We start from the raw sequence: 23,113 nt of genomic DNA on the forward strand, positions 1-23,113 counted from the left end.
CGGATTAATTACCAATTCTCATCCAACCAATACAATTTTAAAAACGGCTTACTCGTCTGTTCTCATCACTCAGCAGAGTTAATAAAATTTCATCTATGCTTTAACAATAATAACTTTTTGAATTTTCTATCCACTTTCGAGCAAGTGATTGATAGGAGTCAGAGAATGACAGAGTCTAAATGGCAGTGGTTAATAAAGCGAACAACACGCAAGCTTTGGGTACGTACGTCCTTTTTCGCCTTGCTTGCAATTGTAACTGCTCTGATATCTATCGTTTTAAACAAGTACCTTACCCTGCCTCCCACAATAAACGTCAGCTATGAGCTACTGAATAACATACTAAATATTCTTGCGACATCCATGCTGGCAGTAACCACTTTTTCACTCAATATCATGGTCTCTGCATACAGTGCGGCCAGTGCGGGGGTAACACCTAGAGCAACCAAATTATTGATGGAAGACACTACCACACAAAACGCACTTGCCACTTTTCTTGGGTCATTTCTGTTTAGCCTGGTAGGGATCATCGCACTGGGTATTGGCGCTTATCACGAACAAGCTCGTATCTATCTGTTCATTGTCACTATGGTCGTGATAGTGATGATCATACTTACCCTGCTGCGCTGGATTCAGCACCTCTCCGTACTTGGCAGAGTAAGTGAGACCACATCAAAAGTAGAAGAAGCCTTATTAAATGCGATACAAAAACGAGGTGATGAACCCTGGCTCGGAGCGCGTCCTTGGAGTCATCCCGAAATCAAACCACGGGATAGCAAACCCGTTTTCAGCAAAGAGATCGGTTACTTACAACATATCGACATGAACCATCTCAATAGCGTTGCCGAAGACAGACAATGCACAATCTATATCGAGCGTCAGCCAGGTAGCTTTGTCTACATAGGTCAACCAATCGCATGGGTTTGCGGTGAATTACCAGAGGAGAGTGATATTTTGATTGCCTTTACGATCCGGACAGAACGCACTTACGACCAAGATCCCCGTTTTGGTTTGGTAGTACTGGCAGAGATTGCCTCAAGAGCTCTATCTCCGGCGGTCAATGATAGTGGTACTGCCATTGACGTGATAGGACGTTCAATACGGGCACTGTCACTGTGGGGAGAATTAACCAGCCAAACACCAGTCAAAACTCGCTTTCCAAGGTTGTTTGTCCCCTCATTAAATTGTCAGGATCTATTTGATGATGTGTATTTGCCGATAGCTCACGACGGCACCGCCCAAATCCAGGTTCAGATACGTTTACAAAAAGCATTGTTTGCTCTCTCAAACATGCATCCAAAACTGTTTACCAGCCCCGCTATAAAACTTTCAGAGAAAGCATTAGAACTCTCAATGAATCAACACTATACCGAAGAAGAAAAACACCGACTCTCACAGCTTGCTAATCTAGTAACCGATCAAAAAGCGCATTTTTAGCGAGTTAAAAGCATTCGAAGTGATATGAACACAATCCTGACACATTCACACTGGTAACTCAGTGTTCAGCGGCAAAGCCACTCAGATTTCACCACAATTAGGGAGTCTGTGCGTCAGGTCTCTTTTCACAAGAGACGGGAATCTATATTCTGACGCACAATTTTTTAAGGTAAGTGATGGAATTATGACTACTTCTACAACTCTTCCACCAGCAGGCCTCTTTCGCCGATTAGCCGCTTTGGTCTATGACTCGTTAATTGTCCTTGCCATTGAAATGATGGCTGCCGGTATTGTTATGGCGATTGTTTTTGCCCTCAATGCCGCCGGGTTACTCAGCTACGGGGAATATGCCGATGCGGCAGATATGCTATCTAAGCACCCGGTCATGAGTCCGATATTTACGCTCTACTTAGCGGTTGTATGGATTTATTTCTTTGTTTTTTTCTGGACTCGTGCGGGTCAGACACTTGGTATGCGAGCCTGGAAACTCAGAGTGCGTAACGAAGCAGATGGCGCACCTATTACAGTGACTCAGGCATTGATTCGCCTTGCCACATCAGGCTTTGGTTTAGCAAACCTTACCGTGCCGATTGACCCGAAGAAACGTGGTTTCCACGATATGTGGGCAAAAACTGAAGTGGTTGTGCTACCTAAAGCGAACTAGGTTACAGGTATCAGACAGTTATTAAAAAGGAAGGCTACTGCCTTCCTTTTTTTATTAACCTCAGCTCGGGATAAGAAAGTCTAATAAACTTAACTTTCATATAGTTAGTCAACTCAATGAGTCAGTGCAGCAATTTTTGATGGATAACAAGTCAAAATCACAAGTCAATAGCGAGTCTATTGCGGTGATTTTAACGCAGTTAGGCGCTAAAAGGGCTGTGCTGACTGGCTTAAATTATCCCGAGCTGAGGTTAACTATTCTTTAAAGCTTTCTTCGCAGTAAAGAGACCGCGATAGCCAAGAACACTAAGCTAGGTGCCAGCGCACCAAATATCGGAGGAATACCGTATACCAGCGTCAAAGGGCCGAAGAACTCACTTGAGATATAGAAAGTAAAACCAGCCACAACTCCGGATAGCACCCTAGCCCCCATCGTTACACTACGCAGAGGTCCAAATACAAAGGACAGCGCCATTAACATCATCACCGCGATAGAGATCGGCTGAGTCAGCTTACGCCAGAACGCCAGCTCATAGCGAGACGCGTCTTGTTCTGATGCTTTCAAGTAACTCACGTAATCATGTAAACCACTCAGAGACAGCTCTTCCGGTTTCACCGTCACTACGGCAAGCTTGTCTGGTGCCAGCGACGTGTTCCAGTTCATTTGCTCTAAATCTTGCTTGGAGATGGCCGTTTCATTTTGCATATCAGTGATTTGGACATCTCGCATCAACCAGTTATTATCTTGTTGGTAGTCCACTTCTTCAGCAAAAATGACTTGCTGTAATTTCTTATCATCATCGAAACGCCACATATTCAACGCATAGAGCTTATCGTCTTCTACTTTACCGATAAAAATAAAGTCATTGGCATCACGGGCCCAGACTCCTGCTCTGACAGAGACGATACTGCCTCCCGATATGGCAAACGTACGTAAGTCGCGAGCCATCTTCTGCGCTTCCGGAGCGCCCCACTGACCTAGAGCCATGACAATCAGCATCAGCGGAACAGCGGTTTTCAGTACTGAAGTGCCGATATCTAACTTAGAGACTCCCGCAGCCTGCATAACCACCAGCTCAGAGCTTGATGCCAGCATGCCCAGTCCAATCAGAGCACCCAGTAGTGCCGCCATTGGGAAAAACATCTCGATATCACGCGGAATACTTAACAATACAAAGTAAAGTGCGTGCGTAAGATCGTAGACGCCACGTCCGACTTTACGCAGCTGTTCTACGTATTTGATGATGCCAGATAAGCCAACGAATGTTGCCAAAACCAAGGTCGTAGTAGAAATAATGGTTCTACCAATATATAGGTCTAAGATTTTGAACACAGCTTACGCGAGCCTCTTCTTACGGAATTTTTCTTTCATTCTTCGGGCAGGAATACTGTCCATCATATTGGCCAGAACAGCCACTATCAGCAACATCACGTTAATCGGCCACATACCGACCACAGCTGGTATCGTGCTGTCTTCTAATGCTGATTTTGTCGCACTAATAGCAAGGAAATAAGCCAGATAAATCAGTATTGCAGGGCCCATTTTTGCGAAGCGTCCCTGACGCGGGTTAACAGCAGACAGAGGAATGACCAACATCGTTAACAGTGGAATACAGATAAACAATGAGATTCGCCATTGCAACTCTGCCTGCGCTTCCGGATCAGGATGACCAATTAAATCAGCCGTCGGGTAAGCTTCCCAATCCCTACCTTTTTTCTTCACTTTACGCTGGCCGATAAGCCCTTCGTACTCATCGAATTTAGTCACCATGTACTCGACGCGAGTCGGAATACCTTCGTATCGAGTCCCTTCTTTCATGGTAATGATCTGGCGACCATCTGACAGTTCCTTCACTTCTCCGGAAGAAGAAAACATCACACTAGGAAGGATTGAATCTCTCGGACGCATCTGAGCGACAAAAACATTACTTACCTTGCTGTTTTTAATATCATCAATAAATACGACAGAAGAGCCGTCCGGTGTCCCCTGGAACTGGCCTTTCTGTAGCAGATCAACACTGTTTTCTGCTGCAACTTGCTCATAAAGTTGTTCAACCTTTTCTTGCGACCATGGGGATAACCACAAAGCGTTAAAAGCCGCGACACCTGAAGTGATCAATGCTAAGTAAAGCGCTGCCTGCACCAGAAACTTGTTCCCGATGCCCGTGGCGTTCATAACGACAATTTCGCTCTCCGCATACAAACGACCAAAAGTGATCAGTATCCCGATATACAAACTCAGCGGTAGCATTAATAAACCCATTGCCGGCATGTTCAAACCAACAATAGAGAAGATCAATCCAGCCGGAATATCCCCGTCAGAAGCATCAGACAGTACGCTGATGAATTTCTGGCTCACAAACACTAAAAAGAGTACGAAAAATATCGCAAATTGGCTCTTGAGTGTTTCGCGGATCAAATATCTAACAATAATCACGCTGAAATTACCTATACAAAACTTGTTTTTTTGGTCGAATCACTATAGTTTCCCGTTGAACCATTTATTTTTTTAAAAATTATAAACTAAATGTTAGTCGCTTAATTAGCTCTGCATATGGGCCAAGAGCTAAACTTCAACAAGTAAGCACGCATTATCTAACATTTAGAGCAATTTGTCTTCAGGATGTAGGAGTACGCATGGAGTTCAGTGTAAAAAGTGGCAGTCCAGAGAAACAACGTAGCGCTTGTATCGTTGTTGGTGTGTTTGAACCACGTCGCCTTTCTCCAGTAGCCGAGCAACTTGATAAAATCAGTGACGGCTACATCAGTTCACTACTTCGCCGTGGTGATCTAGAGGGTAAACCGGGTCAGATGCTACTACTGCATCAAGTACCGGGTGTTTTGTCAGAGCGCGTTTTACTTGTCGGTTGCGGCAAGGAACGTGAACTAGGCGAGCGCCAGTACAAGGAAATCATTCAAAAGACGATCAGTACACTTAACGAAACAGGCTCTATGGAAGCGGTATGTTTCCTGACTGAACTGCACGTTAAAGGTCGTGATACTTACTGGAAAGTTCGCCAGGCAGTAGAAGCGACTAAAGATGGTCTTTACACATTTAACCAATTCAAGAGCGTTAAGCCAGAAACTCGCCGCCCACTGCGTAAGCTTGTTTTCAACGTCCCTACGCGTCGTGAATTGAACTTGGGTGAAAAAGCAATCACTCATGGTCTTGCTATCTCGTCTGGCGTTAAAGCGTCAAAAGACTTAGGTAACATGCCTCCAAACGTTGCAAACCCAGCTTACCTAGCCTCTCAAGCTCGTCGCCTGGCAGACGACTACGAAACAGTCACCACTAAAATCATTGGTGAGCAAGAGATGGAAAAACTGGGCATGACATCGTACCTTGCAGTAGGTCGCGGTTCGAAAAACGAATCAATGATGTCTGTCATCGAGTACAAAGGTAATCCCGACTCAGATGCAAAACCAATCGTACTTGTCGGTAAAGGCCTGACTTTCGATTCAGGCGGTATCTCTCTGAAACCTGGTGAAGGTATGGATGAGATGAAGTACGACATGTGTGGCGCTGCATCAGTATTCGGTACAATGAAAGCGTTAGCGAAACTCAATCTGCCAATCAACGTAATTGGTGTTCTGGCTGGCTGTGAGAACATGCCTGGCAGCAACGCTTACCGTCCGGGTGATATCTTAACAACCATGTCTGGTCAGACAGTTGAAGTGCTTAACACTGACGCTGAAGGCCGTCTGGTACTGTGTGACGCACTGACATACGTAGAACGTTTCGAACCGGATTGCGTTGTAGATGTTGCAACACTAACCGGTGCTTGTGTGATTGCACTTGGTCACCACATCAGCGGCGTAATTTCGAACCACAACCCTCTTGCTCACGAGCTTGTAAACGCATCTGAGCAGGCAAGTGACCGTGCATGGCGTCTACCAATGGCAGACGAATACCATGAGCAGCTAAAGAGCCCGTTTGCTGATATGGCTAACATTGGCGGCCGTCCTGGTGGCACTATCACTGCGGGTTGTTTCTTGTCTAAGTTTGCCAAAAAGTACAACTGGGCACACCTTGACATCGCTGGTACCGCCTGGAAGTCAGGCGCAGCGAAAGGCTCAACAGGCCGTCCTGTCTCAATGCTTGTCCAATTCCTTTTGAACCGCAGCGGCCAAGAGACAGAAGAATAATTTCTGAACAATATCGAAAAGGGCCGCAAGGCCCTTTTTTATTATCTCCCTGCTCTTTATAAAGAGTCATAGGGTTAAAGGTTTCAGGACAAGACCAAGTGAGAGAATGATGCAAACCGCGACTTTCTACATCATTAAAGAAGATAGCCCACAAGCGCAAACTGCTGGCTTTAAAGAGTATGTGGTGTTTTTAGCTCAGCACTTTGCCCGCCAAGGCGCTAAAGTCTACCTGAACTGCAATGACAAAGCGCATGCAGAACAACTTGCGGAGATCTTCTGGCAAATTGATGCAGACAAGTTCATGGCGCATAATCTCGTCGGTGAAGGGCCGAAATATGCCACCAATATCGAAATTGGTCACGAGGGTGTAAAGCCATCCTGGAATCGTCAGCTGATAATTAATTTGGCGGAAAATGAGACAACCTTTGCGAACAAGTTTGCTCAAGTGGTAGACTTCGTGCCCTGCGAAGAAAAAGCTAAACAGCTCGCAAGAGAAAGATATAAAATTTACCGGCAAGCAGGTTACCAGCTGCAAACGATAGAAATTGAATATCCTTAATGGTCAATCCTTATAGTTAAGCTCTCCCTATAGAGAGTTCACTTATAAAGATTGACTAAGATTTACCATTAACCAGAATCCAACCTCTAAATAGTTGGGCTTAAAGTTAGGCAACAAACAAGCAAATCCCGATGAAAATACAGACGATATTTGATCAGTGTTTGCCAATGCAGTTAACGCCTCTATCAGTCCAAATATGACGAGCAAGAATGAGCGCTATGGAAAAGACATACAACCCAACTTCAATCGAACAAGCTCTGTATCAGACTTGGGAAGAAAAAGGCTACTTTAAGCCACACGGTGACACTACTAAAGAATCATACAGCATCATGATCCCGCCACCGAACGTCACTGGTAGCCTGCATATGGGCCACGCGTTCCAGGATACGATCATGGATACTCTAATCCGCTGTGAGCGTATGAAGGGTAAAAACACCCTTTGGCAAGTAGGTACGGACCACGCTGGTATCGCAACTCAAATGGTTGTTGAGCGTAAGATCGCTGCAGAAGAAGGCAAAACAAAACACGATTACGGTCGTGAAGCTTTCATCGACAAAATCTGGGAATGGAAAGGCGAATCTGGCGGCACTATCACCAAGCAGCTTCGTCGTCTTGGCGCATCTGTAGACTGGGATCGTGAGCGCTTTACGATGGACGATGGCCTATCTAACGCCGTTCAGGAAGTGTTCGTACGTCTATACGAAGACGATCTAATCTACCGCGGTAAACGTCTGGTTAACTGGGATCCAAAGCTACACACAGCTATCTCAGACCTAGAAGTAGAGAACAAAGACACTAAAGGCAACATGTGGCACTTCCGCTACCCATTAGCAGACGGCGTTAAAACAGCAGATGGCAAAGACTACATCGTTGTTGCAACGACTCGTCCAGAGACCATGCTGGGTGATACGGGTGTTGCAGTTAACCCAGAAGATCCACGTTACAAAGATCTTATAGGTAAAGAAATCATCCTTCCTATCGTTGATCGTCGCATCCCTATCGTGGGCGATGAGCACGCCGATATGGAAAAAGGTACTGGCTGTGTGAAAATCACACCTGCGCACGACTTCAACGACTACGAAGTGGGTAAGCGCCACCAGCTACCAATGATCAACATTCTGACTTTCGACGCAAACATCCGTGACGCGGCTGAAGTATTCAACACAAACGGCGAAGCAAGCGACGCCTACAGCTCTGAACTTCCAGCGAAATACCACAACATGGAACGTTTTGCGGCGCGTAAAGCTATCGTTGCTGATTTCGACGAACTAGGCCTGCTTGAAGAAGTGAAAGATCACGATCTACAAGTTCCTTACGGTGACCGTGGTGGCGTGGTTATCGAGCCAATGCTAACTGACCAATGGTACGTACGTACTGCACCTTTGGCGAAAACAGCAGTTGAAGCAGTAGAAAACGGCGACATCCAGTTCGTGCCTAAGCAATACGAAAACATGTACTTCTCTTGGATGCGTGACGTTCAGGATTGGTGTATCTCTCGTCAGTTATGGTGGGGTCACCGCATCCCAGCTTGGTACGACAACCAAGGTAATGTTTACGTAGGTCGCACGGAAGAAGAAGTTCGTAGCAACAACAACCTAGAATCAGTGATTGAACTGCACCAAGACGAAGATGTACTGGATACCTGGTTCTCTTCTGCACTATGGACATTCGGTACTCAAGGTTGGCCAGAACAAACTGACGATCTGAAAGTATTCCACCCTTCAGACGTACTAGTCACTGGTTTCGACATCATCTTCTTCTGGGTTGCGCGCATGATCATGATGACCATGCACTTCGTGAAAGACGAAAATGGCAAGCCACAAGTACCATTCAAAACCGTTTACGTGACAGGTCTGATCCGTGACGAAAACGGCGATAAGATGTCGAAGTCGAAAGGTAATGTCCTTGATCCAATCGACATGATCGATGGTATCGACCTAGAGTCTCTAGTTGAGAAGCGCTGTGGCAACATGATGCAGCCTCAGCTAGCGAAGAAGATCGAGAAGAACACACGTAAGACGTTTGAAAACGGTATCGAAGCATACGGTACTGACGCACTGCGTTTCACGCTTGCTGCAATGGCATCAACAGGTCGCGATATCAACTGGGATATGAAGCGTCTTGAAGGCTACCGTAACTTCTGTAACAAACTATGGAACGCTAGCCGTTACGTAATGATGAACACAGAAGAGCAAGATTGTGGCTTCAATGGCGGTGAGATTGAATACTCACTAGCGGACAAGTGGATTGAATCTCAGTTTGAACTGACAGCGAAAGCGTTCAACAACCATATCGACAACTTCCGTCTGGATATGGCGTCTAACACGCTTTACGAATTCATCTGGAACCAATTCTGTGACTGGTACCTGGAACTGACTAAACCTGTTCTGTGGAAAGGCACTGACGCACAGCAACGTGGTACTCGCCGTACACTAATCACGGTTCTTGAGAAGACTCTACGTCTGGCTCACCCGGTGATCCCTTACATCACAGAAACTATCTGGCAAAGCATCAAGCCGCTAGTTGACGGTGTAGAAGGTGAGACAATTATGGTTCAGGCTCTTCCTCAATTCGACGAAGCGAACTTCAACCAGGAAGCGCTAGACGATATCGAGTGGGTGAAAGCGTTCATCACCAGCATCCGTAACCTACGAGCTGAGTACGACATCAACCCGGGCAAACCTCTTGACGTTATGCTCAAAGCAGCAAGCGAACAAGATGCCGCTCGCCTTGAAGCGAACAAGCAAGTGCTGATGTCTCTGGCTAAGCTGGAAGCAGTACGCGTTCTTGTAACAGGTGAGGAAACTCCTGCGTGTGCAACAGCACTGGTTGGTAAGTCTGAGCTGATGATCCCAATGGCGGGTCTTATCGACAAAGACGCAGAACTTGCTCGTCTTGATGGCGAGATCAAGAAAACACACGGCGAGATCAAGCGTATCGAAGGCAAACTAGGTAACGAAGGCTTCGTAGCGAAAGCACCTGAAGCGGTTGTTGCAAAAGAGCGTGAGAAGCTTGAAGGTTACAAAGAGACCTTGGCTAAACTAGAAGAGCAGAAGACCACTATCGCGGCTCTTTAGCCTCCAGAGTTAAAACGGAATGTAAATACTTCTGCTCTTAAATAAGAAAGCAAAAAAATCAAAAGGTTGGTCAATATGACCAACCTTTTTTGTATCGATTAATTCAAGAAAAAAATCTCATTAATAGTTTTTACCTATCACATTAATATTTATTGCCGAGTAGCGCAAATGAGAATTATTATTGATAATATATTCATCGAAACAAACAAGATGAGTAATTATCATGAAAAAGACACTAACTTTCGCAGCCTTGCATTTTACTATCGCTTTTAGTGTCGCTTACCTGCTTACTGGCGACATTCTAATTGGTAGTTTAATTGCCATGATCGAACCTTCAGTAAATACGGTCGCTTTCTACTTTCATGAAAAAGCATGGGCAAACATTCCAGCGCTTAAAGCTCGCCAGACCATGACCAAGCTAAAAACAGCAAGCTTCGCAACCGTTCATTTTAGCGTTGCTTTCACTGTGGTTTATCTACTCACTGGTGACGCATTTATCGGTGGTGTAATGGCGATGCTTGAGCCAAGTCTGAACACTGTCGCTTACTACTTCCACGAGAAAGTTTGGTTACGTAAGTCAGCAAACCAAATGTCAGTACCTCATTTTGGATTGCATCGACACGCCTAATCACCATATATTGAGCCCTTATCGGGCTCATTTTTGTAGGCAAAGCATGGAACAAATAGCACACTTCACTCTCCGCTCTCTCACACCAAAAGATAACCCAAACATAGCAAGCGTCATTCGTCAGGTCTCAGCAGAGTATGGACTCACCGCTGACAAAGGCTATGGCGTGGCAGACCCAACGCTTGATGACATGTATTCTGTCTACAACCAACAAGGCGCAGCGTATTGGGTGATTGAGCACAATGGTGTGATCGTTGGTGGTGGAGGTTTTGCGCCACTGGCAGGAGAACCTAACATGTGCGAGCTGCAAAAGATGTACTTCTTGCCACAAACTCGTGGACACGGGCTGGCCAAACGTATTGTGGCTCTGAGTCTGCAATTAGCAAAGCAACTTGGTTATCAGAAGTGTTATTTGGAAACCACCGAGTGCTTAAAAGAAGCAATTGGTTTGTATGAGAAGTTAGGTTTTGAGCATCTAGATGCCCCGCTTGGACAAACAGGGCATGATGCGTGTGAAGTGGTAATGCTCAAATCGCTGTGAAGATAGTTTTAAATGACCAGATGGGTAACACAGAGCTCTTGGCTTAATGCAACTGAAAAGTTTTGACTTTGCCCGTCTAACTCAACCGACAACTGATACAGATCGCGAGGATCAGGATTACTAACATCCGCATATTTTGGCGCATCAATCTGAAACAACGCACTGGCATGATCCGCACGAACATCAATTGGAATATGGTAAGTCATGCCGTTGAATTTAACCTTTGCTGCAACCAGACCAGGAGCAAATGTCTGATAGTAAAAATCAACTTTAAACTCACAACCGCCACCGTGATGCCAGATCTGTTCTGTAGCGACTCTGTCTAAACGGACATTACGAATAAACTGCAGGTAAGGCACCTGCCACACGCCCATCCGTTCATCACTTTTCTTGTACTCTTGATTGTTAAGAGTACACAGATCTGGCTGATGTTCCTCAAGAAGTAAATCCTCTTCTTCCTCCAGGAACAATATCTCGAAACGGTTACGCCCCATCTGCATAAAGGGACGAATATCTTTTTTATATACGTTCTGGGTCCCATCACAGTCAAACAGTGCTACACCGTTCAAGCGCACTTCAGCATGATAGTCCACGCCGCCTAGTACTATTTCTACAGCAGGAAATGCCAGCATGGACTCATCCACTTCAATATCGTGCATCAGATGCCACTCTTGCTGACAAATAGCCTCTTCCGTCAGCTCATCCGGCAGGGCCTGACTTAAAGGAGCAGGAAAAGTGATGTCATCTTGAGGGATGGAGAGATCCGTCAGTGGAGAGACTTGCCATAAACCGGCGAGTGATTGTTGCATATGAACCTTGAGCTAGATCAACTTTCCAGCATTATAGGGAAAGAGCTTTGATAAACTCAACGTTAATTACTGGCTAAGCACCTGGTTATCATTTTCAGGACACAAAAAAACCAGCGATACACGCTGGCTTTCTCAGAAATTCATCGATTACTCTTCGTCTTCATCTTCGTCAGGGTAAAGCGCGTCTTCGCCTTCGTAATAGGTACCCCAACCGTCATAGATGATGTCATACTTTTCAGCAAGGTGAACCAGCTTTTCAACCTGAGCATCAATCGCTTCAGCATCTAGCGCAGACTCCATGGTCGCATCACAGCAAAGTAGCTTATTGCCGTCTTCATCTTCGGTTTCTTCTGCTTCAAGTACTTCAAAGCCCATCTTAAATGCTTCAACTACCGCTTTTTCCAGCGTAGCAAAATCTTCAGCAAACAGGTGGTGCTCAATTTCATACAATGAATCCGGATCGCTGCCATCCTCTAACAATGCTGCGATGATATCGCGAGTATCTTCTTTTTGAATCTCAATTAATTCTTCTACTGACAGATATTCATCTTCGTGAGACATGTTTGGGCTCCAGATTAGTTACTTGATGGAAACGCGATACCCTGATTAACCGGGTATTCTGATCCGGTGAAATATGGCATGGATTGAGACGAAAAGCCACTAACAAACACCAAACCGTAGAGATTGTTGTCAATTATTCCTTTATAAATATTAAAGCTTCCTCACAAGGTCACAAAAAATTAACAACAAATGGGCTTTTGTAATATTCAGAAGATCCTAATTCGCTCGACGGGCAAGCAATCCGGCTTTCAATGCGTGATTATGACCATTTATTGAATACAGCAACCGCTGCTCTAACTTCACCAGCGAATAAAGCCAAGCAAAAAAATGCATATTTCGGAATGAATATGCACAATTTATGCACTAAGCATGTAATTTGATTAATCCTGCGTGGATCGAATAAAAACGCACTTTACCCAAAAGCACAAAAATAGAATAAAAAACCAATATTTACATAAAATACAAGAACAGATGAAATTTTAATTTAAAATAAAACAATTAACAAAATATTATCAAAGTTAACCAATTTGCATCTTAATCATAAGATTGTCATAAATAGCGGCTGGTAAATCTGTAAGGATACAAAATGAGTAAGCTGTACGTTGGATCAGAAGTTGGTCAACTTAGACGAGTTCTACTAAATCGCCCTGAGCGCGCCCTAACCCACCTAACACCTTCAAACTGTCATGAGTTATTGTTTGATGATGTACTTGCGGTAGAAGCGGCAGGAGAAGAGCACGACGCTTTCGCTCGTACCCTGCGCGACCAAGACGTAGAAGTACTCCTGCTTCACGATTTACTAGTCGAAACCCTGGCTGTTCCGGAAGCAAAAACGTGGCTACTGAACACGCAGATATCTGATTTCCGTTACGGGCCGACCTTTGCTCGTGATCTGCGCGTGTATTTCTCAGAGATGGATAATGAGCACCTTGCATCGGTACTATTAGGTGGTTTGGCTTATTCTGAGCTACCTATTAAATCGTCCTCCATGCTACCGAAGATGAGACGTCCGTTAGACTTCGTTATTGAACCGCTGCCGAATCACCTGTTTACCCGCGACACATCATGCTGGGTATACGGCGGTGTTTCTCTGAACCCGATGATGAAACCTGCACGTCAGCGTGAAACCAACCACTTGCGTGCAATTTATCGCTGGCACCCGATTTTTGCCGGTCAGGATTTCATTAAATACTTTGGTGATGAAGATCTGCACTACGATAACGCCAACGTTGAAGGTGGTGACGTTCTGGTTATCGGTAAAGGCGCCGTTCTGATTGGTATGTCTGAGCGTACGACACCTCAAGGTGTTGAGAACCTGGCATCAAACCTGTTTAAAGCTGGCCAGGCAACTGAAGTGATCGCTATTGATCTGCCGAAGCACCGTTCATGTATGCACCTAGATACGGTGATGACGCACATGGACGTTGATACCTTCTCGGTATACCCGGAAATCATGCGTAAAGATCTGGATACATGGCGTCTGACCCCTAAAGGTACTGACGGTGAAATGAATGTTGAAGCCTCACACAACTACCTTCATGCGATTGAATCCGCACTTGGCTTGGATGAACTGAAAATCATCACAACAGGTGGTGACAGCTATGAGGCAGAACGTGAGCAGTGGAATGATGCAAACAACGTACTGACCGTAAAACCGGGTGTGGTCATAGGTTATGAACGTAACGTATACACCAACGAAAAATACGACAAAGCCGGTATTCAGGTATTAACTGTACCTGGAAACGAGCTTGGTCGTGGTCGTGGTGGTGCCCGTTGTATGAGCTGTCCGATTGAGCGAGACGATATCTGATCTCAGGCTCTATCCAGTGAATAAAAACTAAGGTTGATGTGAATGCATCAACCTTTTTTAATAACTCATTAAAATAATTATTCACAATAAAAGCATTTATATGTTTTAATGCAGTGATTCAAAATCAATCACACGTACAAAGGGACGAGCTATGGCTTTCAATTTACGAAATCGCAACTTTCTGAAGCTGCTGGATTTCTCAACCAAAGAAATCCAATTCCTGCTCGAACTGTCTGCAGAGCTGAAAAAAGCAAAATATGCAGGAACAGAGCAGAAGAGACTCCAAGGTAAAAATATCGCACTCATCTTTGAAAAGTCTTCTACCCGAACCCGATGTGCGTTTGAAGTAGCGGCATTTGACCAAGGCGCTCAAGTTTCCTATATCGGTCCCTCCGGCTCGCAAATTGGTCACAAAGAATCGATGAAAGATACCGCCCGCGTTCTCGGACGTATGTATGATGGTATTGAATACCGTGGTTTTGGTCAGGCAATCGTAGAAGAGCTGGGGACTCACGCTGGCGTTCCAGTCTGGAATGGCCTGACAGATGAGTTCCACCCTACTCAAATCTTGGCGGACTTCCTGACCATGCAAGAACACGCTAGAGGCAAACAATTACATGAAATCACCTTTGCGTACCTAGGCGATGCACGTAATAACATGGGTAACTCTCTCATGGTCGGCGCTGCCAAGATGGGCATGGATATTCGTTTGGTTGCCCCTAAAGCGTTCTGGCCAGAAGAAAGCCTTATCGAGACTTGTCAGGAAATCGCCCAGCAAACAGGTGCAAGGATCACTTGTACGGAAAGCGTTGAGGAAGGCGTTAAAGGTTGTGACTTCTTATACACCGATGTCTGGGTATCGATGGGTGAATCAGCCGATGCATGGGATGAGCGTGTAGCGGTGATGACTCCGTATCAAATAAACATGGACGTCATCAACCAGACCGGTAATCCAAATGTGAAGTTCATGCACTGCCTTCCAGCCTTTCATAACGACGAAACTACAGTCGGCAAAGAAGTCGCTGAGAAGTACGGAATGAAAGGTCTGGAAGTCACTGAGGACGTATTTGAGTCTGAGTATTCGATTGTATTTGATGAAGCTGAAAACCGCATGCACACAATTAAGGCGGTAATGGTAGCAACGTTAGGTAGTTAGCGACTTCTGGTTGCAAAAATCACGAGGTAATCGCTTGCTCTGACAAAAGTTAAGCGTATAATGCTCGGCAATTTGTCTGAGGATTACGAAATGACCACGCTGATTGCTGACGTAAAAACGCGATTTGCTCTAACTAAGCGACTACGCTTACGTGGTATTTTTTTCGTTAATTCTATCGATTTTTAAACCTCCCTATTTGGGAGGTTTTTTTATGTCCAAAATTCCTCAAGGTTAATTTTGGAGATGGTCATCACTGTTATAGGGAAGAAGATCATGGCGAACTCGCTTTACCAGAAGCACATCATCTCTATTCCAGAGCTTTCACGAGAAGAACTGGAACTCATCGTCGCAACAGCAGGAAACCTTAAAAAGGAACCTCAACCAGAACTTATTAAAAATAAAGTCGTTGCGAGCTGTTTCTTTGAACCGTCAACACGTACGCGTTTGTCATTTGAAACGGCAATTCAGCGCATCGGCGGTGATGTCATTGGCTTTGATAACGATGGTAATACTTCTCTGGCGAAGAAAGGCGAAACGCTTTCTGACTCGGTACAAGTCATCTCTTCGTATGTCGATGCTTTTGTGATGCGCCACCCTCAGGAAGGAGCAGCACGTCTGGCGTCAGAATTCTCGAACGGCGTACCTGTAATTAATGCAGGCGATGGCGCAAACCAACACCCGACTCAGACACTGCTTGACCTGTACACCATTTCAGAAACACAAGGTCGCCTGGACAACCTGAACGTGGCATTTGTCGGTGACCTAAAGTACGGCCGTACGGTTCACTCGCTAACGCAAGCTCTGGCAAAGTTCAATAACATCCGCTTCTTCTTTGTTGCCCCAGAAGCTCTGGCAATGCCAGATTATATCTGTGAAGAGCTCGATGAGGCAGGAATCGAGTACAGCCTGCATACCGACATGGAAACCGTCATTCCTGAACTGGATATTCTGTATATGACGCGTGTACAGAAAGAGCGTTTTGATGAGTCCGAATACGCACATATTAAGTCAGCGTACATCCTGACAGCGGCTATGCTGGAAGATGCGCGCGAGAACCTAAAAGTACTGCACCCGCTTCCACGCGTGGACGAAATCACAACGGACGTGGATAAAACTCCGCATGCCTACTATTTCCAGCAAGCGCAAAACGGCGTATACGCACGTCAGGCGCTGTTGGCACTGGTTCTGAACGAAACACTGTAATCGAGGAGAAAATAGACATGGTTAAAGAAACTCAATTGCAGGTAGAGGCAATCAAAAACGGTACAGTAATCGACCACATCCCGGCACAAATCGGTATAAAAGTGTTAAAGCTGTTCGATATGCACAACTCATCTCAGCGTGTGACCATCGGCCTCAACTTACCGTCTTCAGCTCTCGGCCATAAAGACCTGCTGAAAATAGAAAATGTCTTCATCAACGAAGAGCAGGCCAGCAAACTGGCTTTGTATGCACCGCATGCGACAGTGAACCAAATCGAGAACTACGAAGTGGTGAAGAAGCTTGCGCTGGAGCTACCAGAGAAAATCAACGATGTATTTGAGTGCCCGAACACCAACTGCATCTCTCACAATGAACCTGTAGAGAGCAGCTTTAAAGTCTTCGAGAAGAAAGAAGAGATTCGTCTGAAGTGTAAGTACTGCGAAAAAGTGTTCTCCAGAGAAATCGTTACTGAACGTTAATTAACCGCTGTTTTCAAACAGTGAATAACTTCAAATGCCCTGTATTTACAGGGCATTTTGCACTTTACCTGTCATGGTTTTAGAGGCACACTGAGACTCTTAATTCGCTAAAACAGATGGAACAAATACAATGACGAAAGTACTTCACACTGAGTCTGCACCAGCAGCAATCGGCCCTTATGTTCAAGGTGTAGATCTAGGCAATATGGTCCTAACCTCAGGCCAAATCCCAGTTAACCCAGCGACAGGTGAAGTATCTGCAGATATCGCAGAACAAGCACGTCAGTCTCTAGACAACGTAAAAGCAGTGGTAGAGTCTTCAGGCCTTACCGTTTCTGATATCGTAAAAATGACCGTTTTCGTTAAAGACCTGAACGACTTCGGCACTGTAAACGAAGTGTACGGTAAGTTCTTCGATGAGCACCAGGTAGCTAACTACCCTGCTCGTTCATGTGTTGAAGTTGCTCGCCTACCAAAAGATGTAGGTATCGAAATTGAAGCAATCGCCGTTCGTAAATGATTGCTTAATAAAATTGATTCCATAAAAAATGGGTAGCCTGAGCTACCCAATTTTTATTGTTTTTCAACAAGGTAAACTATGCAGCGTTGCGCTGTTTCACTTCTTCATCCAGAGCAAGCAGTTTCTCTTTCATTTGCTCACGACAGGTGTTTGCTAACTCACGAATGCTTTCTTTGCTGTAACCCTCTGTACTCACTGGTGGCAGCATTTCCACAATCACATGTCCGTTGTTCCAGCGGTTCAGTTTGAGTTTATCGGTGGAGCTACAAACGATAGGGATAATCGGCACTTCGGCACCAATCGCCGCATGGAATGCGCCAGTTTTAAATGGCAGTAGACCGCGACCACGGGAGCGCGTACCTTCCGGGAACATCCAAACCGACACTTCACTCTCTTTCATGCTGCTGACCACTTGATCAATAGTGCCCTTGGCCTTTGAACGGTTAGCACGGTCAATCAAAATATTACCCGTCAGCCAGTAAAGCTGACCAAATAGTGGCATCCACGCTAAGCTCTTCTTACCAACAGTAACGACTTTTGGCGTTACTGCTGCAGATACCGTAAACAGATCCCAATTGTTTTGATGGTTCGCGATGTAAACATGCTGACCACGAGAGTAAGCATCTTCAGGAAGACGCAGTTCAAGCTTAATCCCAAACACTCTCGACATCTTGGCAAACAGGCGGCCAAACGTGAAAACGTGCTTAGGGTTACGAGGGCTTAACAGGCAGTAACCACAACCACCAATAAACATCACAATAGCGAATATCGCGATAGCAAATACACGTAACAGTGCAATCATTCTTGTTCTCCAGAAACCGGCTTCTGCCAGATACAACTATTAGTTTCTCTCAATCCTTGCCAATTTTCTCGAGGAAAGAGATTGATATAAAAAAGCCGAAACCTGAGTTTCGGCTTTTGATATCCAAATCAGCTGCGTGTAGTTTAACTTGAGGCGCGCACGCGCTCAATATTTGCACCCAGTGCAGCCAATTTATTTTCAATTTTGTCGTAGCCACGGTCGATATGGTAAATACGATCAACGATGGTTTCACCTTTCGCAATGCAGCCAGCAATAACCAGGCTTGCAGAAGCACGAAGGTCTGTCGCCATAACTTGAGCAGCACTTAAGGAATCTACGTCACCACAGATAACAGTATGACCTTCGATTTCAGCTTTTGCCCCCATACGCATCAGCTCTGGTACATGCATGAAGCGGTTTTCAAAGATAGTTTCTGTAATTACGCCACTGCCTTTCGCCATCATGTTCAGCAAAGTAAACTGTGCCTGCATATCCGTTGGAAAACCCGGGTGCGGAGCTGTGCGAATATTAACTGCTTTCAATTCACGATCAGTCATATCGACAGAGATCCAATCATCGCCTGTTTCTACCAGCGCTCCAGCTTCTTCAAGTTTCGATAACACCGCTTCAAGCAGGTGAGCATTGGTGTTACGACAAACCACTTTACCGCCGGATACCGCAGCAGCAACGAGGAATGTACCTGTCTCGATGCGGTCAGCAACAACACTGTGCTTACCACCACCAAGGCGCTCAACACCTTCGATGGTGATAGTGTCCGTACCAGCGCCAGAGATTTTTGCGCCTAACTTATTAAGGAAGTCAGCAGTGTCCACAATCTCAGGTTCACGCGCTGCGTTGTCCAGCGTTGTTGTGCCTTCAGCCAGAGTTGCTGCACACATAACGGTAATAGTCGCACCTACGCTTACTTTATCCATTACGATATGCGCGCCTTTCAGGCGACCATCAACTTCGGCTTTAACGTAACCATCTTCTAAAGTGATGGTTGCACCCAGTTGCTCCAGACCAGTAATGTGCAGATCAACCGGACGCGCACCGATAGCACAACCCCCAGGTAACGACACCTGACCTTGACCGAAACGCGCAACTAATGGGCCAAGCGCCCAGATTGAAGCACGCATGGTTTTCACTAAGTCGTAAGGTGCACAGTATTCATTGATACTACCAGGATCCACATGAACAGAACCATTTCGGCTGACTTTTGCGCCTAAACGCTTTAGCAGCTCCATGGTGGTATCAATATCACGAAGGTGTGGCACGTTAGCCACCTCTACCGGCTCTTCAGCCAGGATAGACGCAAATAAAATAGGCAGTGCTGCGTTTTTTGCACCGGAAATGGTCACTTCACCAACTAATGGCTTATCAGACCCAATAACTCGAAACTTTTCCATCAATAAACCTTAAAGCGACATCAGCTTCTTATCGCGAGCCCACTCTGCAGGGGTGAACGCTTTAATAGATACTGCGTGAATGTCGTTACGCTGGATGTATTCCATCAGAGGAGCATAAATTAATTGTTGCTTCTTGACGCGGCTCATTCCCTCAAAGCAAGCATCAACAGCAACCACTTCGTAGTGGCTACCTTCACCTTTTACATGCACTTCTTGAAGGTTTAGTGCCTCTTCTAATAACTGTTGTACTTTTGCGCTGTCCACAATTTTACCCCTGATAATTCTGTATGTGCTTGTTCACTAAGGATTCAACATTACTTAGTTGAAACAAAGTGCGTAGTTGCGTTGGCACGAAACTGAGCATTATATGACAGTTTTGCTTTTTTGCATGCTCTATTAAGTGAATTAACATCACCATCCCGGCCGAATCTACCCGCTCTACATCTTGTAAGGAGCATTCAAATTCACCCTGAGCAGGCTGCCATTTCTTCGCTTTATCCCATAACGAAGGAACGGAATCTCTGTCTAAAGCTCCTGAAAGCTTCAGACTATCCGCGGTCATATTCCACTGAGAAGCAGACTGTCCCATTACTTTTTCGCCTCAAAGCGAATCGGTTCAGCCGCCAGTTTTTCAAGATCTTTTGCTACTGACACCACACCTTCCTGGCGGATCTTGGTATTCCATTCAGACTGCTTGCTTGATAAGAGACTAATGCCTTCAGCAATCATATCGAACGCTTCCCACTCATCTGTTTTGTTATCTTTGCGCAGTTTGAACTCAAGTTTGATATTCGGACGCGGCGTATCAATAATATCGACTTTGACACTTGCAATACGATCCGACGGATCCAGTTTAGGTTCGGGACCGAACTCTATTTTCTGGTCATTGTACTGGGTCAGAACCTGAGCGTAAGACGCAACTAGGTAACCTCTGAAAGCATCGATAAACTCGAGTACATCTTCACGTTTTGTCCCTTTCAGATTCGGACCTAATAGTTTCAGGGCCGCATATCGGTAGTTGACGTAAGGCATCAGCTCTTCTTCAACAACAACCTTTAGCAGGTTCGGATCTTGCTGAATTTTTGGCTGCTCGTTCTTCAAGCGGTCAAACGTTACCTCTGCAACCTGCCTCATCATCTGATAAGGCTGAGTTTTATCCACTTCTGCCGCGTTCAAACCGAATGCTGTAAATACAGCACAAACCGAAAGTAGTAATCTAGAAAGCATCGTTATTCCTTACTTGAGTTATCTGAGCCACCACCAACACTGTAAAGTACCTGACCTATCAGGTCTTCAAGTACTAATGCAGATTTTGTATCTTCGATGGTATCGCCGTCTTCCAGCATCACTTCGTCATCAAATACGAAGCCAGGCACAAAACCGATATATTGCTCTCCAATCAACCCTGAGGTAAGAATCTGAACACTCGATGTATCCGGAAACTGGTTGTACTCGCTGTTGATAGCTAAGCTCACTTCCGGTAATAGGCTTTCAGGGTTGAGAGTGATTTTACTTACGCGACCGATAACGACGCCACCCACTTTAACAGGTGAGCGCACTTTCAAGCTGCCAATATTGTCGAACTTGGCGTTAAGGGTGTAAGTATTACCAGAGCCCATACTCTTTACGTCAGCGACTTGAAAAATCATTACAAGAATTGCGCAAATTCCCGCCAATACAAAGCTGCCAACCCATAATTCTGTTTTACGTGTTTGTTGCATGATTAGTTCCCAAACATCAATGCTGTCAGTACAAAGTCTAGCCCCAGTACTGCTAAAGAAGAATGCACCACAGTGCGTGTAGTTGCCCGGCTGATCCCTTCCGAGGTAGGTATAGCGTCATAGCCGTTAAACAAGGCAATCCAGGTAACAGTAATCGCAAACACAAAGCATTTGATCATACTGTTGCCGATGTCCTGACCTAATTCCACAGAGGATTGCATCGCAGACCAGAAACTGCCGTGATCAACCCCTTTCCAGTCGACCCCGACAAGCTGAGCTCCCCAGATCCCTACCGCCATGAAAATCATAGCCAGTAAAGGCATCGAGATCGCCCCCGCCCAAAAGCGCGGCGCAATAACTCGCTTCAAAGGATCAACCGCCATCATTTCCAGGCTGGATAGTTGCTCGGTCGCTTTCATCAGACCAATTTCTGCAGTCAAAGCAGATCCTGCACGTCCGGCAAACAGCAACGCGGTAACAACAGGGCCAAGCTCACGGAGCAACGAAAGTGCCACCATCTGTCCCAGACTGCCCTCGGCACCGTAATCCACCAGCACTACATAACCTTGCAGGCTCAATACCATACCGATAAATAAGCCGGAAACGACGATGATCGCAAGAGACTGAACACCAACGGAATAGAGCTGCTTAATCAGCAAAGGGAAACTTTTGCTCGGTTTAGGTTTGGCGAACAATGCGCCCAACAGCATCAACGTTGCACGGCCAAAAGCTTCACAGATGGCCAATGTGCGCTTTCCTAACGAAGCGACAAACTGAATAAAGCTATCGACCATCAAATAAATCCTTTTCGATACTTTGCGAAGGGTAACTGAAAGGCACCGGGCCATCGGCATCGCCCTGTAAAAACTGCTGCACTCTAGGATCCTGGTTCTGTCTCAACTCCTCAGGCGTCCCAAAAGCGATGATCTTGCCATCTGCCAGTAAGTAAACCCAGTCTGCAATACTCATTACTTCCGGAACATCGTGAGAAACGACAATGGACGTTAAACCAAGCGCCTGATTTAAGTTACTAATAAGCTCAACTAGGACCCCCATCGTGATCGGATCTTGTCCGACAAACGGTTCGTCGTACATGATCAAATCCGGGTCTAGCGCAATTGCCCGTGCCAGTGCTGCGCGTCGAGCCATACCACCTGACAGTTCACTCGGCATAAGCTCGGCAGCACCACGTAAACCAACCGCTTCGAGCTTGAGCAACACCATGGTTCGAATCAGATCTTCCGAGAGTTCCGTGTGTTCGCGTAACGGAAAGGCGACGTTATCAAAGACATTTAAGTCTGTGAACAGCGCACCGGACTGGAATAGCATGCTCATTTTCTTACGGGCATGGTAAAGCTTTTTCCGCGAAAGACTTGGAATGTTGTCTCCGTCAAACCAGATCTCCCCTTGTTCGGGATACAACTGACCGCCAATCAGGCGTAACAGCGTGGTTTTACCGATACCAGACGGCCCCATAATTGCGGTCACTTTGCCTTCAGGAACATGCAGATCGATACCATCAAAGATCTTGCGATTCCCGCGCGAAAAAGAGAGATTGTTCACGGTGACTAAATCGTTGTTCGACATATTATCTC

The 23,113-nt window shown here is 45.6% G+C and carries 23 protein-coding genes and 1 pseudogene; 12 read left to right on the forward strand and 12 right to left on the reverse strand.

Annotated features, from left to right (window positions below; genetic code table 11):
- The first annotated feature begins 165 nt into the window (after positions 1 to 165).
- Positions 166 to 1,434, forward strand: coding sequence for a DUF2254 domain-containing protein (locus KHN79_RS11955; RefSeq protein ID WP_182011041.1), 1,269 nt, complete (start codon positions 166 to 168; stop codon positions 1,432 to 1,434).
- 184 nt (positions 1,435 to 1,618) lie between these two features.
- Positions 1,619 to 2,098 (forward strand): RDD family protein, encoded by a 480-nt coding sequence (locus KHN79_RS11960; RefSeq protein ID WP_182011040.1) that lies wholly within the window; start codon positions 1,619 to 1,621, stop codon positions 2,096 to 2,098.
- A gap of 261 nt (positions 2,099 to 2,359) precedes the next feature.
- On the opposite strand, the gene lptG is transcribed toward KHN79_RS11960, so the two are convergent.
- The gene (gene lptG / locus KHN79_RS11965; RefSeq protein WP_182011039.1) at positions 2,360 to 3,430 is read right to left on the reverse strand and encodes an LPS export ABC transporter permease LptG; all 1,071 of its coding nucleotides are present in this window, start codon (positions 3,428 to 3,430) and stop codon (positions 2,360 to 2,362) included.
- A gap of 3 nt (positions 3,431 to 3,433) precedes the next feature.
- Positions 3,434 to 4,534, reverse strand: a complete 1,101-nt coding sequence (gene lptF / locus KHN79_RS11970; RefSeq protein WP_182011038.1) for an LPS export ABC transporter permease LptF — start codon at positions 4,532 to 4,534, stop codon at positions 3,434 to 3,436.
- 200 nt (positions 4,535 to 4,734) lie between these two features.
- Here lptF and pepA point away from each other — a divergent pair, with 200 nt between their 5' ends.
- The 5 genes and pseudogenes from pepA to KHN79_RS11995 form a co-directional block, all read left to right on the forward strand.
- On the forward strand, positions 4,735 to 6,243 hold the full coding sequence (gene pepA / locus KHN79_RS11975) for a leucyl aminopeptidase (RefSeq protein WP_182011037.1): 1,509 nt from the start codon (positions 4,735 to 4,737) through the stop codon (positions 6,241 to 6,243).
- Between the two features lie 109 nt (positions 6,244 to 6,352).
- Positions 6,353 to 6,802, forward strand: coding sequence for a DNA polymerase III subunit chi (locus tag KHN79_RS11980; protein WP_182011045.1), 450 nt, complete (start codon positions 6,353 to 6,355; stop codon positions 6,800 to 6,802).
- Between the two features lie 218 nt (positions 6,803 to 7,020).
- The gene (locus KHN79_RS11985; protein ID WP_182011036.1) at positions 7,021 to 9,879 is read left to right on the forward strand and encodes a valine--tRNA ligase; all 2,859 of its coding nucleotides are present in this window, start codon (positions 7,021 to 7,023) and stop codon (positions 9,877 to 9,879) included.
- A 223-nt stretch (positions 9,880 to 10,102) separates the two neighbouring features.
- Positions 10,103 to 10,507, forward strand: coding sequence for a DUF2061 domain-containing protein (locus KHN79_RS11990; RefSeq protein WP_182011035.1), 405 nt, complete (start codon positions 10,103 to 10,105; stop codon positions 10,505 to 10,507).
- A gap of 70 nt (positions 10,508 to 10,577) precedes the next feature.
- A pseudogene (locus KHN79_RS11995) lies at positions 10,578 to 11,048 on the forward strand (GNAT family N-acetyltransferase); the annotation flags it as partial.
- An 8-nt stretch (positions 11,049 to 11,056) separates the two neighbouring features.
- On the opposite strand, the gene KHN79_RS12000 reads toward KHN79_RS11995, so the two are convergent.
- Complete coding sequence (locus KHN79_RS12000) at positions 11,057 to 11,857, reverse strand: hypothetical protein (RefSeq protein ID WP_182011033.1); 801 nt, start codon at positions 11,855 to 11,857, stop codon at positions 11,057 to 11,059.
- Between the two features lie 147 nt (positions 11,858 to 12,004).
- Positions 12,005 to 12,418, reverse strand: a complete 414-nt coding sequence (gene rraB, locus KHN79_RS12005; RefSeq protein WP_182011032.1) for a ribonuclease E inhibitor RraB — start codon at positions 12,416 to 12,418, stop codon at positions 12,005 to 12,007.
- Positions 12,419 to 13,004: 586 nt separating this feature from the next.
- Between rraB and arcA the strand changes: the two genes are divergently transcribed.
- From arcA to KHN79_RS12030, 5 genes are all read left to right on the forward strand, one after another.
- Positions 13,005 to 14,228 (forward strand): arginine deiminase, encoded by a 1,224-nt coding sequence (gene arcA / locus KHN79_RS12010; RefSeq protein ID WP_182011031.1) that lies wholly within the window; start codon positions 13,005 to 13,007, stop codon positions 14,226 to 14,228.
- Positions 14,229 to 14,379: 151 nt separating this feature from the next.
- Positions 14,380 to 15,384, forward strand: a complete 1,005-nt coding sequence (locus KHN79_RS12015; protein WP_182011030.1) for an ornithine carbamoyltransferase — start codon at positions 14,380 to 14,382, stop codon at positions 15,382 to 15,384.
- A 273-nt stretch (positions 15,385 to 15,657) separates the two neighbouring features.
- Positions 15,658 to 16,587 carry an aspartate carbamoyltransferase gene (gene pyrB / locus KHN79_RS12020; RefSeq protein WP_182011029.1) on the forward strand — a complete coding sequence of 310 codons (930 nt, stop codon included), beginning with the start codon at positions 15,658 to 15,660 and terminating at the stop codon, positions 16,585 to 16,587.
- Between the two features lie 17 nt (positions 16,588 to 16,604).
- On the forward strand, positions 16,605 to 17,066 hold the full coding sequence (gene pyrI, locus KHN79_RS12025; RefSeq protein WP_182011028.1) for an aspartate carbamoyltransferase regulatory subunit: 462 nt from the start codon (positions 16,605 to 16,607) through the stop codon (positions 17,064 to 17,066).
- A gap of 130 nt (positions 17,067 to 17,196) precedes the next feature.
- Positions 17,197 to 17,586 carry a RidA family protein gene (locus tag KHN79_RS12030; RefSeq protein ID WP_182011027.1) on the forward strand — a complete coding sequence of 130 codons (390 nt, stop codon included), beginning with the start codon at positions 17,197 to 17,199 and terminating at the stop codon, positions 17,584 to 17,586.
- Positions 17,587 to 17,662: 76 nt separating this feature from the next.
- On the opposite strand, the gene KHN79_RS12035 is transcribed toward KHN79_RS12030, so the two are convergent.
- From KHN79_RS12035 to mlaF, 8 genes are all read right to left on the reverse strand, one after another.
- Entirely contained in the window at positions 17,663 to 18,388 is a 726-nt protein-coding gene (locus KHN79_RS12035) for a 1-acylglycerol-3-phosphate O-acyltransferase (protein WP_182011026.1), read from the reverse strand.
- 143 nt (positions 18,389 to 18,531) lie between these two features.
- On the reverse strand, positions 18,532 to 19,797 hold the full coding sequence (gene murA / locus KHN79_RS12040; RefSeq protein WP_182011025.1) for a UDP-N-acetylglucosamine 1-carboxyvinyltransferase: 1,266 nt from the start codon (positions 19,795 to 19,797) through the stop codon (positions 18,532 to 18,534).
- Positions 19,798 to 19,806: 9 nt separating this feature from the next.
- Positions 19,807 to 20,061, reverse strand: coding sequence for a BolA family iron metabolism protein IbaG (gene ibaG / locus KHN79_RS12045; protein ID WP_182011023.1), 255 nt, complete (start codon positions 20,059 to 20,061; stop codon positions 19,807 to 19,809).
- Between the two features lie 4 nt (positions 20,062 to 20,065).
- On the reverse strand, positions 20,066 to 20,386 hold the full coding sequence (locus KHN79_RS12050; RefSeq protein WP_182011021.1) for a lipid asymmetry maintenance protein MlaB: 321 nt from the start codon (positions 20,384 to 20,386) through the stop codon (positions 20,066 to 20,068).
- Positions 20,386 to 21,024: a phospholipid-binding protein MlaC gene (locus KHN79_RS12055; RefSeq protein WP_182011019.1), complete on the reverse strand. Its 639-nt coding sequence runs from the start codon at positions 21,022 to 21,024 to the stop codon at positions 20,386 to 20,388. The genes KHN79_RS12050 and KHN79_RS12055 overlap by 1 nt, the downstream gene beginning before the upstream one ends.
- Before the next feature lie 2 nt (positions 21,025 to 21,026).
- Positions 21,027 to 21,518 carry an outer membrane lipid asymmetry maintenance protein MlaD gene (gene mlaD, locus KHN79_RS12060; protein WP_182011016.1) on the reverse strand — a complete coding sequence of 164 codons (492 nt, stop codon included), beginning with the start codon at positions 21,516 to 21,518 and terminating at the stop codon, positions 21,027 to 21,029.
- 2 nt (positions 21,519 to 21,520) lie between these two features.
- Entirely contained in the window at positions 21,521 to 22,312 is a 792-nt protein-coding gene (mlaE, locus tag KHN79_RS12065; RefSeq protein WP_182011014.1) for a lipid asymmetry maintenance ABC transporter permease subunit MlaE, read from the reverse strand.
- Positions 22,302 to 23,105 (reverse strand): phospholipid ABC transporter ATP-binding protein MlaF, encoded by an 804-nt coding sequence (gene mlaF, locus KHN79_RS12070; RefSeq protein ID WP_182011012.1) that lies wholly within the window; start codon positions 23,103 to 23,105, stop codon positions 22,302 to 22,304. Before mlaF ends, mlaE begins: the two co-directional genes overlap by 11 nt.
- Positions 23,106 to 23,113 lie beyond the last annotated feature (8 nt).

This window comes from Vibrio sp. B1FLJ16 (assembly GCF_905175385.1).
Lineage (GTDB): Bacteria > Pseudomonadota > Gammaproteobacteria > Enterobacterales > Vibrionaceae > Vibrio.